Origin of the sequence: Gemmatimonas sp. (assembly GCF_046594945.1) — a bacterium.
GTDB lineage: Bacteria > Gemmatimonadota > Gemmatimonadetes > Gemmatimonadales > Gemmatimonadaceae > Gemmatimonas.
In genome coordinates this window covers 23480-37478 of the sequence record NZ_JBKJRB010000006.1, presented here as the reverse complement: position 1 = coordinate 37478, position 13999 = coordinate 23480, and the positions used below count along the sequence as shown (strand labels likewise).

Below are 13999 nucleotides of genomic sequence, written 5' to 3'. Positions count from 1 at the left end.
CTGCATCTCGCCAACGACTACGACATGCTTGCGTCGCGCGCCGTGCCGATCGGCGCGCGCTTCCGTGCGCTACGCTCGGCGGGCGGTATGACCCTCAGCTGCTCGCACTGCTCCGCGATCTCATCGAACAGGCCGCGTCACCACCATCGGCGGCGACCACGCCCGGCACGCTGATGCGGCTCGAATCAATTCCCGTGGGAATGAGCTTCGCCGAAGATATTGTCGCGCCGAATGGAATCGTGTTCATCGGGCGCGGTCAGGAGGTTACGGGGCCGCTGGTCGAGCGGATTTCCACACTCCCCGAGAACGTGCGCGAACGACTCGTGCGCGTGCTCGGGTCGTCGAGTGCCGGCGTCGCTAGCGCACGCGAAGCATGAAGGGCATGCGCGCGTACACGCCGCGCGGGTCGTTGTAGCGCAACAGCACGTCCAGCTCGTGCGTGAGGTCACGGGCGAGTGAACTGGCCTGGCCGCGCCCCGAGAGAAGCGAAGTCGTCCCAGGGGTGGTGGCGGCGCTGATGGCCGCGGCCACCGGCGTCGGCTTGTGCTCCAAAAGGTCAGTAAACTTCTCGGTGGCGCTCTTCACGCGTGGGTATTCGCGCACGTCGTAGTCGCCGGTGATCTTGGCCAGCGTCGCCGCGCTTTTGAGCGCCGCCTCGAGGCCGCCGATCGAGTCCACCAGCCCGATGCGCATCGCATCCTCGCCCGACCACACGCGCCCTTCGGCAATCGCCCGGACCGAGTCCGGCGTCAGCTTGCGGGCGGTCGACACCCGCATGATGAAGGCCTCGTACACGGCGTCGGTCCCGCGCTGCAGTACTGCCAGCTCGGCGTCGGACTTCGGACGGGCGATCGACAACAGATCGGCGTAGCGACCAGTCTTCACCGTGTCGAACGTCACGCCATTGCGATTGGCGAGGGCCTTGATGTTCGGCACCAGTGAGAACACACCGATCGATCCCGTGATCGTGTTCGGCTGCGCGAACACGCGAGTGCCCGCTGTGCTGATCCAGTAGCCGCCACTGGCCGCCACCGTCCCCATCGACACCACGATCGGCTTTTGCTTGCGAATCAGCGACAGTTCGCGCTGGATCTGCTCCGACGCGATCGCACTGCCGCCGGGGCTGTTCACGCGTAACACGACGGCCTTCACCTTGCCGTCGTTGCGAACGCGTCGGAGCTCGCGCGACAGGGACGCACCGCCAATCAAGCCGTCGCCGCCCTCGCCATCTACGATGTCACCTTCGGCATACACGATGGCAATCGTTTGGCTCGCGCTGAAGCTGCGGTCTTTGGCGACGGCGATCGGTGCATACTCGCCGAGCGTGATCTGCGGCAACGTGGGGCGATCGAGCAGCGTCGCCATGTCTGCGGCGCGGACGCTGTCCTTCCGACTCGGCTTGTCGTTGTCGGCCAAGCGGGCAGCCGATGCGAGTTTCTGCAGGTCGTCGAGCACTTCGTCGAAGTACGCCACGCGATCAACCAGCTTGGCCGCCTTGGCGTCGGCCGGGAGAATGATGCCCTGCGCGTCCACAATGGTCTGAAGCGCGATCGTATCGATCCCCCGACTCTGCGCCACGCCACGCTTTACTTCGGTCCATAAATCGCCCAGATACGATTCGGTTTGGAGGCGATTCTCCGGGCTCATGTCGCGACGCGTGAATGGTTCGACGGCTGCCTTGAAACGACCCACGCGACTGACCTGCATGCCGATGCCGTACTTCTCGAACATGCCGGTGAAGAACACCTGCTCCGAGGCCAGGCCGGGCATGAGCAGCGACCCGAACGGATCGATGGTAATCATGCTGGCGGCCGAGGCGAGGTAATAATCGCGCGTATCCGGATTCACGAGGTACGCGTGCACCGGCTTCTTCGACTGTCGGAAGCTGGCAATGGCCGCGCGCAGTTCACGCAGCGCGGCGAATCCCGACGCGTAGCCGTCGGCGGAGATGGAGCCGCGGAGGAGAATGCCACTGATGCGATCGTCGTCAGCCGCCGCCTTGAGCGCAATCGTCGCCGCGCGAAGCGGGATGACGTCACCGCGTCCGGCGGAGAGCGCATCGTCGAGGAACGAGCCGGGCTTCGTTTCGGCTGGGCGATCGGAGAAGGCGCGATCCAGATCGATGACCAGCACCGAACCGTCGGCAACCTTCACCGGCTCTTTGGAGCCGGCCGACGCGGCGATGCCGACGATCAGCAGGATGCCGCCCACGACGCAGATCGCGATCGTGAGCAGGTTGGCGGCGATAGCGGTCAGAAACTGCTTCATCATTGTCCGGACTCGAGAGAAATCGGCAAGCGGGGCCTGTAACTCCTACGTTCGCCGCGTGAAAAAAGCTCCAGAAGGGTACACGCGGAGACGACCGGCCTCAAAACATGACGGTGGCGTCGCAATTGGGGCTTGCCCGCTTCCCGCTTCAACCACAGCTTCCACCGGAGCAGGTCACCCTCGCTGTTTTCCCGCCCGGAGGACGCCCGTCCATGCCCGCCTACAAGGCTCCACTCGACGATATCCGTTTTCTGCTGCATGACGTGCACGACGTCGCGCAGTTGTCCGCACTCCCCGGTTTCGAGGAGGCCACGCCCGACATGATCGACGCCGTGCTTGCTGAAGGCGCCAAGATCTGCGAGGACGTGCTCTTCCCGATCAACCAGAGCGGTGACACGGAAGGGGTGAAGTACGAGAATGGCGAGGTGCGTACGCCGAGCGGCTTCAAGGACGCCTACGTGCAATACGCAGCGGGTGGGTGGACCGGCGTGTCGGCCGATGCGAAGTACGGTGGACAAGGACTGCCCGAGGCGGTCCGCTTTGTGATGGAGGAGATGCTCTGCTCCTCCAACCTCTCGTTCAGCATGTATCCGGGGCTCACCCACGGCGCCGTGAGTGCGCTGCTGAGCCACGGATCGGACGAGCTCAAGGATCGATTCCTTCCCAAGCTCATTGATGGCACATGGGGCGGCACCATGTGCCTCACGGAGGCACATGCCGGCACCGACCTCGGCATCATCAACACCAAGGCCATTGCGGCTGGCGATGGTGCGTACTCGATCACTGGCACGAAGATCTTCATCTCGGCCGGCGATCATGACCTCACCGAGAACATCGTGCACCTCGTGCTCGCCAAGCTGCCCGATGCGCCCGGCGGCACGAAGGGCATTTCGTTGTTCCTCGTGCCCAAGTATTTGCCGAAGGAAGACGGTACGCCCGGCACGCGCAACGGCGTGACGGTGGGGTCCATTGAACACAAGATGGGCATCAAGGCGTCGGCCACCTGCGTGCTGAACTTCGAGGACGCCACCGGCTGGATGGTGGGTGAGCCGCACAAGGGTATGCGGGCCATGTTCGTGATGATGAACGGCGCGCGACTCGCCGTCGGTCTGCAGGGTTTGGGATTGGCGGAAGTCGCGTATCAGAACGCGCTGTCGTACGCGAAGGACCGGTTGCAGGGACGTTCGCTCACCGGGCCCAAGAACCCATCGGGACCGGCCGATTCCATTCTCGTGCATCCCGATGTGCGCAAAGGGTTGCTCCGCATCAAAGCCTTCAACGAAGGCATGCGTTCGCTGGCGTATTGGGTCGGCATTCGTATCGACCTCGAGCACCGTCATGCCGATCCTACGGTCCGGGAAGCGGCTGAAGATCTCGTGGCGCTGATGACGCCCGTGATCAAGGCGTTCCTCACTGACAAGGGTTTCGACAACACGAACATCGCGTTGCAGACGCTCGGCGGGCACGGGTACATCAAAGAGTACGGCATCGAGCAGTACGTGCGTGATGCGCGCATTGCGCAGATCTACGAAGGCACGAACGCGGTGCAGGCGCTCGATCTGGTCGGTCGCAAGCTCCCGATGGAGGGCGGGCGCCTCGTGCGTCGCTTTTTCGAGCTCGTGAAGGGTGACGTCGAGGTGGCCTCGCAAGCGGAAGGACTCGAGGAGTTCGCGAAAGCGCTCGGTGCCTCACTGTATCAGTTGCAGAAGGCCACGATGCTGCTGGCCGAGAAGGGTTTTGCGAATCCCGATGAAGTGGGTGCCGCGGCCACGGAATATCTGCACCTGATGGGTTATGTGGCGGTCGGCTGGCAGTGGCTTCGCATGGCGACGGTGGCGCAGCAGCAGTTGGCGGCGGGCACGGGCGACAAGCGGTTCCTGCAGGCCAAGCTAAAGACGGCCCGCTTCTACTTTGGGCGCTTGTTGCCCGAGGCGGCGACACTGTTGGCGGCCATTCAGGCCGGGTCCGCGCCCATCATGGCCTTTGCCGACGACGAGTTCTAGGCGTTTGGGGTGACGCGCGTGCCGGCTGTGTAACGGTTGGTGCGCGGGTACTCAACTCCCGGGTGGGACGTGTCGATGCTCAAAGCAACCTCACACCCACTTCATGTTCTTCAAGAAGCTCGTGTCCGAGCCCCGCCCCTCGATCGAACGAAGCAGTTCGAACGGCGCGTCTGGCTCTCCCGCACTGCAAACGTTCTCCGGCGGCGCTGGTCAGGCCACCGAGCACTCCGCTGCATCCACGTCGCACAGCAGCGATGTGGGTCTCGGCCTCGTGCTCGATGCGCTCGGTGGAGTCTTGACCGCGCTCTCACGCTACCCGATCGATCTCCCCGATCGACCGGGAGAACAGAGCGCGGAAGAAATCGGACGATGGCAGCGACACGCCACCCTCGGCTACGCCCTCGATGAGGGCAGCGGGTCGCGTTCCGTGGGTGTGAACGATCGCGACTGGGGCGGCGTCGTTCGTGCGGTCACCGAGCAGCGACGCGATGAGCACAAGTACGTGGAGTCGTCGATCACCGAACTCCGCGAGGCGCTGTGGGCCTGCGTGGAAACGGTGCACAACGCGGTGAAAATCGATCGGACGGCCGACTCGTCGACCGATGCGCAAACGGAGCGCGCGAAGGACGCCCTCAAGCGGATGCAAACGGGATCGATCAAGCAGGAGGTGCTCGGTGCCGTACTGGCGATCGAAGGCGCGTTGCAGACGCGTCGCGATCAGCAGCAGGAGCAGTACGTGTCGCTGGCCACGAAGCTGGACCGCATGGGTAAACAGCTCGAGGACGCACAAAAGGACAGCACGACCGATCCGCTCACTGGTATCGGCAATCGCAAGCTGTTCGACATGATGGCGCCACGCGCCGTGCAAATGTTCGCGCTGGGGCGCCAACCCGTGGTGTTGTTGATGATCGACCTCGACAAGCTAAAGCTCGTAAACGACATGTATGGGCATCAAGCGGGCGACCAGGCGATCGCCAACCTCGGCGGTGCGCTGGCGAAGGTGTTCTTGCGTCAGAGCGATGTGCTCTGTCGGTACGGCGGTGACGAATTCGCGGTGATTCTACACAACACCGACTGGAAGATGGCACAGACGTTGGCGCGCCGACTGCAGGAGCAGGTGGCGACGATGCCGGCGCCGCATCCGGCCATGGAGTTCTCGATTGGTGCCTCGGTGGGCGTGGCTCAGCTGGAGGCGCACGAAGAGGTGGCTGAATGGATTGCGCGTTCCGACAAGGCCCTGTACAGAGCCAAACAAAATGGTCGTGACCGAGTATGTGTGGCGGACGGCCTCTTGCTTCGCACGGCCTGATTGGGCCGGCGGGGCGGGGAGGTAATGCAACGCGGGCCCGGTCGATTGACCAGGCCCGCGTTTGGTGGTGCAATGTAAAACCGCCCCGGCCGAGGCTGGAGCGGTTTTGCGTTGAGCGTGGCGATTCGGATTAGATCTTCGCTACGCGACGACGACGCGCCGCACCAAAGATGCCGATCAGGCCAGCTGTCATGAGCGCATAGGTGGAAGGTTCAGGGACAACGTTCGACAAGCAGCTGTTGCCCCCACCCGTGATGCAGTTGCTATTGGAGCCACCTACACCGCTATAAAGGGTCGCATGCGATAGTTCCTGAAGCTCGCCCTTATTGTTAAGAGACGTTCCAGCCATCGTAAACTGCAGTGAACTAATTGGAGCGCCCGCGACGTTGAACAGGTAGACGCTAAACGTCTGCGACTTCAGTACGATAGCGAACACGCCGCTGATCGGAATGTCAAAGTTCAAGGTTCCAGTCGTTGCGCCAAGCACGTTGTTGAATGGGCCGACCGAAGAGCCAGCATTGGTCGTGCCGACCTCGGACCAAATTCCTCCCCAAGCCGTTCCCATCGCGTTGGTAACCAAAGCGCTGCCAACGTTGTTAGAGGGGGATGAATACGCGCCCAAGCACGCGATGGGCTGCGGGTTGAAAGCGGCAAATACGCCCGCTGCGTTACAAGCCGGCGAAGTAGAAGTCAGCTGCGCTCGCACGGTGGCCGGCACCGAGACGGCCACCATCAGCGCCGACAGACCTAAAAACCGCTTGATCATCATGGTAGACTCCGATCGTAATGAATTTGACATACACCGTTCTAAACGCTTGTGGTTCAATTACCGTGCCAAAATGCAATGGCTAAAAGAGGAGGCCGAAAGTCGTCGTAAGTCTTTACTGTACAACGATATTGAGAATTCCCAAGGAGCTCGTTCTTATTCTAGGTGTTGCGAGCACGCTACGCAGTGTTGTGGCAAGCAGACAGCGTAATCCATCCTCAATGACCGTCGTGTAACCGCTGCACGCCGATACCGCACCTGAGCGAATCGCGGCGCATTGACGTGCCCCGTTCGCGAAAAATGCGCGATGGTCGGGTGCCTGGCACGCCAGGCTGGCCCTTGAATGAAGTGGCTCGTTGATGGGCCCAACCAGACAAAGTCGACCCGCTACCCCCTATGTGGAGAGCTCCGAACGCGGATAGGAGCGCCCAACAGTGCAGGAGTCGGCAACACAGAAGCTGTTCGCCCACGTTCATACCGAAGCGTTTGCCGCTTCGAGAGAGCAGTCTCGGGATATCCGCCGCCGACTGGGGGAATCACGAATCGTGTCGTTGGCGGCTCCGCCGTCCCGAACGCTCCACGGCGCCCTCCCCGCCCCTAACTCCTAGCGCCCCTAACTCCTAGCGCCCCTAATTCCTAGCGCCCCTAACTCCTAGCGCCCCTAACTCCTAGCGCCGTTCGCCGTTCCCGCCGACCCCGTCGTCATCGCCCTCAACGCATTAAGGATGACCGCGACATCGATCCCTTCCTGTATCAACGCCCCCGCGATCGGCGTCAGCATCCCCGCCGCCGCAAACCCCATCCCGACCAGGCTCAGCCCCAGTCCCACAAAAATCGACTGCCTCGCAATCATCAGCGACCGCCGCCCAATTCGCACCGCTTCCGGAACCCTCCTCGGATCGTCCACCAGCAGCACCACGTCGGCCGCTTCCGTCACCACTCCCCCGCCATGTCCCGCCAAGGCAATGCCGACGGTCGCCGTGGTCAACGCCGGCGCGTCGTTGGTCCCGTCGCCCACCATCACTACACGTCGTCCGCGCTTTTCCAATGCCGCCACCCGACCCACCTTCGCTTCCGCCGTGAGATCCCCTTCGAACTGCGTGATCCCTACCTCGCGCGCGATCTTCGCCACGTTCGCCGTTGTATCGCCCGACAGCAGATACGCGTCGGTGATCCCCAGCGCCGCCAGCTCGGCAAACATCGGCGCCAGTTCTTCGCGCAGCTCGTCGGCAAAGTCGATGCGCGCCACCGACGGCACTTGGCCGTTCTGCACGCCGCCATGACTGCTATCCGTGGCCACGTAGGCCCGCAGCCCCGACGCCCCCACCTCGAGCGCCGAGAGCCGCGCCACCATCGACGGCACACGCTCTCGCACGAAGTCGGGCGATCCCACCGCCACGTAGCGGCCGTTCACCATCCCGGTCACACCCCGTCCGGCCGTCTCCACTACTTCCGCCGCTATCACCATCGTCGCGCCGCGCGACTCGGCCTCGGCCACAATCACGCGGGCCAGCAGATGTCCCGATCCCTGCTCCACGGCCGCCGCAATTTCGAGCATCGCGTCAGCGGCCACCTCGTTATCAGTCACTACCTGATGTACGCGCGGTTTGCCCACCGTGAGTGTGCCCGTTTTGTCGAACACCGCCGTGTTCACCGACGCCAGCGCTTCCAGTGCACCGCCGTTTCGTACGATGATGGAACGGCGTGCGGCGCGGTTGATTCCGCCAATGATCGCGACCGGTGCGGCCAGAATGAGGGGACAGGGCGTGGCCACCACAAGCACGGCCAACACGCGGGTCCAATCGTGCGACACCAGCCAAGCCACTGCGCAGGCACCCAGTGTGAGTGGCGTGAACCACACCGCCCATTTATCGGCGGTGCGCTGCAGTGGACTTTTGGAGGCTTGCGCGGAGCGCACCAAGTCGACGATGCGGGCGTACTGGCTGTCCTGCGACGTGCGCATGGCGCGCAGCGTGAGGGCACCCTCCTGATTCACACTTCCCGAGAGCAACGCCGTGCCGGTGGCCGCGCGCACCGGGATCGGCTCGCCGGTGAGCCGTGACGTGTCCACGTGCGACGATCCGCTCACAACCGCGCCGTCGCAGGGCACCAGTTCGCCTGGTCTGATCAGGAGCTCGTCGCCCGGCGAAATTTCGATCGCCGCGATGTCGTGCACCTGACCCTTTACCACGCGGTGAGCGGTTCGCGGTGCGTCGGCCTCGAGCGATGCGACGGCACTTGAGGCGCGGGCCACGGCGTAGGCATCGAGTGCCTCGCCGCCGGTTTGCATGAGCACGACGACCAGACCGGCCAGCGGTTGCCCCAGCAGAATCGAGCCGGCGATCGCCAGCATCGCCACCACGTCGGCCGCGAACTCGCCACGAAGTACGCCGGCGAAGGTGCGCCACGCCACGGGAATTCCCGTGAGGATCAGGCCCAAGAACCAGACCCGGTTCCGCCAGGGATCGGCGCTCACCATCAGCGGCGAAACAGTACCAGCAATCAGGAAAGCGAGCGCGGCAGCCGGTATCCGGGGAATGGAGCTCCAACGCATCAGCAGGGAATTGCGAAAAGTTGATTTGGCGTGCGGCTGCCGGGAGGCCTCAAGGGAAAGAATCGGACAACGGCTGGAAAGATACCGGCTCTACACGCTATTCTCGTGGTATGGCTGACACGCATTCGCATGCAGCGCTCGCGGCAATCGTCGATATCGCCGCTGACGCCATTATCGCTCTGGATGACAATTTCCGCATCGTGCGCTTCAACAAAGGCGCCGAGCAGATTTTCGGCTGGACGGAACCAGAGATGCTGGGGCAGCCACTCGATCGACTGCTTCCGATGGCGGCACGCGCCGTACACCGTGGACACGTGCGGACGTTCGCCGAGGGCAGCACGGAATCGCGCCGGATGGCCGAGCGACGAGAAATCGCGGGCCTGCGTCGAAACGGCGATCAATTTCCCGCCGAAGCATCGATCGCGCGCGTGACGATCGAGGGTGATCGCACGTTCATGGTAACGCTTCGTGACGTCAGTGAACGACGAAAGAACGAGGATCGTCAGAAGCTGTTGGCGACCGCCGGGTGGGTGCTGGCCGCATCGCTCGACGTGGAATCCACGATGGCGACGATCGCCGAGTTGCCGGTGCCGTTGCTGGGCGAGTGGAGTCTCCTCGAACTGCTCACACCCGAAGGGCACATCCGGCGCGCGGCGGCCTCGCACATGGATCCGCGACGGCACGATGAATCATCCGGGCTGGTGTCGCGGGTGTCGGAAACATTGGATCCCGACTTGCCGCTGGCAAGCGCCGGACGCGTCGCTCACGAAACAGAAGCGCAGCGCACCACCGATGTCGCCTCGTGGCTCTCGGCGAATTTCCACGAGAAAAATACACGAGAGCGGGCGGAATCCCTCGGCGCGAGTGCTGTCTTGATCGTACCGCTCCGTGCGGGCGGACGAGCAATCGGTGCGCTGCATTTGGTGCGCACACGTCCGGGTGCCTCGCACAACCTGGACGAGGTCCAAGTCGCCGATCAGTTCGCGGGACTCGCTGCACTGGCGCTCGAGAACGCGCGCCTGTATCAGGAGTCGCGCCGCGCCGTACGAGAGCGTGACGATATGCTCGCGATCGTGTCACACGACCTGCGAAATCCGGTGAACGCCATCGTGATGCTCACGGGCGCGGTGCTCAGTCGTGAGCCGGGCGATGACCGTCCACTGATGGAGCGCGACGATGTCGAAGCGATTCGTGGCGCGGCCCGTCAGGCTGATGGACTGATTCAGGATCTGCAGGACGTCTCGCGCATTGCGAACTCGCGACTCCGAGTGGAGCGTCGGCCGGTGCTGCTCTCCGAATTGGTGAAAGCGTCGGCCGACATGTTCGAGCCTGTCATGGAGGATTCTGTGTTGCGCTTCGTGCGTCAAATCGACGAACAGATTCCTCCTGTGCAAGCCGACCATCATCGCCTGCAACAGGTGCTCTCCAATCTGCTCGGAAACGCAATACGCTTTACGCCGCACGGTGGTGAGATCGTCCTTACCGCCGAGCGTCACCATGACCGGGTGCGGATCAGCGTGCGCGATTCCGGCCCCGGTGTGTCTGCCGAAGACGTGCCGCGGCTGTTTGAACGGCATTGGCAGGCGCCGCGATTGCTGCGCGCTGGCTCAGGACTCGGCCTCTTCATTGCCAAGGGTATCATCGAAGCCCACGGCGGCGAGATTGGGGTGGACAGTGAGATGGGCAAGGGCAGCGAGTTCTGGTTTACCGTGCCGCTGTAGCCCATCGCGCATGCGTCAATAGAACGGCGCAAAAAACGCCGCAATCCCGAGGGGATGCGGCGCTCTTGAGTCGCGACGTCCCGCGACGGTGTTTAGTGCTTGGCTTCCGCCGCAGGCGCCGAAGCGCTGTGCTTTGCGTTGTCTTCGGCGTGATAGACCTGGAAGTTCATCGGGTCGCGCGGATGCCGATACGTATTTTTGTGGATCGTATAAGCGGTGAACAGCAGCCCCAACGTGGCCACCGTGGTCACGGCGGCAGCGGTCCAACCCTGCTTGTTCGGATCGTACGCGACACTCATGAAAACACCCCGACAGAAAAGCGCAAACGGCGAAGTATACGAACGCCAGCGCGGATGAGGGCCCCTGGGCCGGGGCGGAACCGGAGGGAAGCTATACAAGGCCGCATCATTCTTCCACCCTTGGCCCGGTATCACGTTCGCTCTCTCTCGCGCCTTCGATCAAACGGGCCGGAATGATGGCGGTACTGCCATAACGGTCCCGGATGCGGTCGAGTGCCCGGGTGAGGGCCCGATCAGTTGCGTTCTCCACCGGCTCATCCGATGCGGCAGGAGTGGGCGTGGACGCGAAGAATCCGAGCTGCGTGGCAACCGCGGAGCCGGAAGCCGTGGCGTCGTCGTCGAAGTGCGAAAGGCCGATGCCGAGCAGGCGGACCCCGACACGCCGTTTGCCACGGAGAGCGCGGTACAGCACCCGCGCCGCCTTGATGACGGACTTCTCCGACTCGATCGGCTCGGCCAGTGTCCGCTGGGCGGACCGCGTCGTGAAGTCGGCGTCCTTGAGCTTCACGGTGACCGTCCTCGCCCGGAGCCCCTGTCGCCGAAGGTCGGTGCTGACTCGGACCGCCAGCCGGAGGAGTTCGCGCTCGAGGATGTCGTCGTCGTGCAGGTCGCGCCCGAAGGTCTCCTCGCGGCTCACCTGCTTCTGGACCTCGCGGGGCGTCACGACGCTGTCGTCGATGCCGCGCACCCGCTGGTGTAGCCAGGCTCCCGCGCGCTCCCCGAGGCGGGACTGCAAATCGGTCACGCTCCAGCGCTGCGCGTCGGCGATGGATTCGAGCCCCATTCGCTCGAGCGTGGCCGAGAACCGCGGGCCGACCATGGGAAGGTCGGCTAGGCGGAACGGGGCGAGAAACGCAATTTCGTGGCCGGGGGTGACGCAGCGCACGCCGGTGGCGCGGCTGCCCGGCTTCGGCTTGGCAAGTTCGACCGCCATCTTGGCCACCAGACGCGACGTCCCACCGCCGATCGACACCGAGAGGCCAGTTGACGCGAAGACCGCGTCACGAATACGGTGCGCCGTGGCTTCGAGCGACTCCTGGCCGTACATCGCCTCCGTGCCACCCATGTCGCAGTACCATTCGTCGATGCTGGACGCCTGCACCACCGGCGCAAAGGTGACGAGCACCTGTTGGATCTCCTTGCTGCGCGCGCTGCAGGCGCCACGGGGCACCGGCACGCAGGTGGCTCGTGGGCAGAGCTTGAGTGCCCGTGAGATCGGCATCGCCGACCGCACGCCATAGGCACGACATTCGTACGACGCACTGCAGACCACGCCGCGTGAGCCAGGCCGGCCGCCCACAATCAGCAGCGCCGCCTTGCCGGCCCCGTCCGGATCTTCTTGGCGCGCGACGGCCACGAAGAACGCGTCGGCGTCCACCAGCAGAATGCGACGTGGCGAAAGTGTGGTCATGTGTCGGGAAAGCGGTGGCCCTGACGGAAGCTAGCAGCAATCTTGAAGAATGACGCCCGCCATCCTGTTAGTGCGAAAGGCCAAGATCGCGCACGACGTGCTGTCCTATGAGCACGACCCGGCCGCCGAATCGTACGGGCGTGAAGCCGCGGACGTACTGCAGCTCGACCCTGCCTCAGTGTTCAAGACGCTGGTGGCTGACGCCGAAGGCGTTGGGCTGGTCTGTGCTGTGGTGCCTGTGCTGATGATGCTCGACCTGAAGGCGCTGGCCAACGCGGTCGGCGCCCGTCGCGTGCGTATGGCCGACCCCGCGGCGGCGGAGCGCGCGACCGGCTACGTGGTGGGTGGGATCAGTCCGCTGGGCCAGAAGAAGCAACTGCCGGTGGTGGTCGACGCGAGTGCCCTCGCGTTCGAGCGCGTGCATGTGAGCGCGGGTCGTCGCGGACTCGAACTCTCGTTGGCGCCGATGGATTTGGTGAAGCTCGCGCGCGGACGCACCGGCCCGATCGCACGCGCGTAGTCGCCTACTGCACGGCGCGGGGGCGCGACGGCCCTTCGGCGAGTTCGTCGAGGGCAGGGCCTCGGCCACGCGCTTCCACAGGCCAGCGTGTTTCGACCGAGTGGCCGCGCACGCCGATGATCTCGTCGAATAAATGGACGACGATGCAGACGTGGTTTGGCACGACGCGCACCTGATCGCCCAGACGCGGACACCACGTGGTCTTGGAGAGATCCAGGATACCGTGTTCTTCCGACATCCGTGACACCACGACGTCCGGGTGATCGAGTAGCGCGCCGAAACCGTCGCCTGCAGCACGTAACGGTTCCCGTCCCAGCGCCTTCGTGCCGGCATCGATCACGGCCTGACCTTTCACGGCCACGCTGACCACCGTAGCGAGCACGGTGAGCGCGCAATCGTCCCAGTCGCAGGCCCCGATCATGGCGGTCGTGCGATCATTGTACACGTACGTGCCCGGTCGTACTTCGTTCACCCCTGGCACCTCGTGCATACGCCACGCCGCTGGCGTCGAACCGCCGCTGACGATGCGCGGTGGCAATCCGGCGGCGTTGAGCGCCTGCACGTAGGTCGCGATGTGCGCGCCAAGCTGGGTCAGCGCCGCACCCTGTTCGCTCACGGCTTCCCGAATGTGCCCGGGATAGAACAGCATGCCCGCAAAGTTCAGCCCCGACGCGCGATCAACGTGCTGGGCGATGGCCACCGCCCGCTCAGGCGACGACACGCCAACGCGATGCATGCCGAGGTCGGCTTCCACCAGCACATCGAACTGTCGCTGTCCGAGTCGTGCGGCCAAGTTGAGCGCGTCGAGTGCCTGCGCATCGTCGGCCGCCACGGTCACCCGGACATCCTGCGGCAACCGGGCCAGTCGTTCCAGTCGAGCCGCGCCGACTGGCGGATACGCCACCAGTAGGTCGTCGCACACCTCGGCCATCACTTCTGCTTCGCGCAGCGTTGCGCAGGTCAGCCCCACGGCGCCGAGACGCAACTGCTCGGCGGCGATGCGCGGCGACTTGTGAGTTTTTACATGCGGGCGCAATTGAAGGCCGTGCAGGGTAGCGTACGCCGCCATCCGGTCCAGATTGAACGCGAGCCGGTCCATGTCTACAATTGGTACCGGAGTCTCAAGCTGTTCGAGATACGTTGCCATC

The 13999-nt window shown here is 64.0% G+C and carries 11 protein-coding genes; 5 read left to right on the top strand and 6 right to left on the bottom strand.

Features of this window, described 5'->3' with window-relative positions; genetic code table 11:
- Window positions 1-173 precede the first annotated feature (173 nt).
- Entirely contained in the window at window positions 174-377 is a 204-nt protein-coding gene (locus tag ACLL97_RS00715; protein ID WP_411278554.1) for a hypothetical protein, read from the top strand.
- Here the strand turns inward: ACLL97_RS00715 and sppA are convergent.
- Window positions 358-2271: a signal peptide peptidase SppA gene (sppA, locus tag ACLL97_RS00710; RefSeq protein ID WP_411278553.1), complete on the bottom strand. Its 1914-nt coding sequence runs from the start codon at window positions 2269-2271 to the stop codon at window positions 358-360. The two genes, ACLL97_RS00715 and sppA, sit on opposite strands and share 20 nt — an antisense overlap.
- 209 nt (window positions 2272-2480) lie before the next feature.
- On the opposite strand from sppA, the gene ACLL97_RS00705 reads away from it, so the two are divergent.
- Together ACLL97_RS00705 and ACLL97_RS00700 are read left to right on the top strand one after the other, a co-directional pair.
- On the top strand, window positions 2481-4271 hold the full coding sequence (locus tag ACLL97_RS00705) for an acyl-CoA dehydrogenase C-terminal domain-containing protein (protein ID WP_411278552.1): 1791 nt from the start codon (window positions 2481-2483) through the stop codon (window positions 4269-4271).
- A 103-nt stretch (window positions 4272-4374) separates the two neighbouring features.
- The gene (locus tag ACLL97_RS00700; RefSeq protein WP_411278551.1) at window positions 4375-5580 is read left to right on the top strand and encodes a GGDEF domain-containing protein; all 1206 of its coding nucleotides are present in this window, start codon (window positions 4375-4377) and stop codon (window positions 5578-5580) included.
- Between the two features lie 130 nt (window positions 5581-5710).
- Here the strand turns inward: ACLL97_RS00700 and ACLL97_RS00695 are convergent, their stop codons facing one another.
- Window positions 5711-6349: a PEP-CTERM sorting domain-containing protein gene (locus ACLL97_RS00695; protein WP_411278550.1), complete on the bottom strand. Its 639-nt coding sequence runs from the start codon at window positions 6347-6349 to the stop codon at window positions 5711-5713.
- A gap of 658 nt (window positions 6350-7007) precedes the next feature.
- Window positions 7008-8900, bottom strand: a complete 1893-nt coding sequence (locus tag ACLL97_RS00690) for a heavy metal translocating P-type ATPase (protein ID WP_411278549.1) — start codon at window positions 8898-8900, stop codon at window positions 7008-7010.
- A gap of 110 nt (window positions 8901-9010) precedes the next feature.
- Here ACLL97_RS00690 and ACLL97_RS00685 point away from each other — a divergent pair, with 110 nt between their 5' ends.
- Window positions 9011-10621 carry an ATP-binding protein gene (locus tag ACLL97_RS00685; RefSeq protein WP_411278548.1) on the top strand — a complete coding sequence of 537 codons (1611 nt, stop codon included), beginning with the start codon at window positions 9011-9013 and terminating at the stop codon, window positions 10619-10621.
- Window positions 10622-10713: 92 nt separating this feature from the next.
- Here the strand turns inward: ACLL97_RS00685 and ACLL97_RS00680 are convergent, their stop codons facing one another.
- Window positions 10714-10920, bottom strand: a complete 207-nt coding sequence (locus tag ACLL97_RS00680; protein WP_411278547.1) for a hypothetical protein — start codon at window positions 10918-10920, stop codon at window positions 10714-10716.
- Window positions 10921-11026: 106 nt separating this feature from the next.
- Window positions 11027-12331 (bottom strand): DNA polymerase thumb domain-containing protein, encoded by a 1305-nt coding sequence (locus ACLL97_RS00675; RefSeq protein WP_411278546.1) that lies wholly within the window; start codon window positions 12329-12331, stop codon window positions 11027-11029.
- A 49-nt stretch (window positions 12332-12380) separates the two neighbouring features.
- On the opposite strand from ACLL97_RS00675, the gene ybaK reads away from it, so the two are divergent.
- Complete coding sequence (gene ybaK / locus ACLL97_RS00670) at window positions 12381-12851, top strand: Cys-tRNA(Pro) deacylase (protein WP_411278545.1); 471 nt, start codon at window positions 12381-12383, stop codon at window positions 12849-12851.
- A gap of 4 nt (window positions 12852-12855) precedes the next feature.
- On the opposite strand, the gene ACLL97_RS00665 is transcribed toward ybaK, so the two are convergent.
- Window positions 12856-13998: an alanine racemase gene (locus tag ACLL97_RS00665; protein WP_411278544.1), complete on the bottom strand. Its 1143-nt coding sequence runs from the start codon at window positions 13996-13998 to the stop codon at window positions 12856-12858.
- Window position 13999 lies beyond the last annotated feature (1 nt).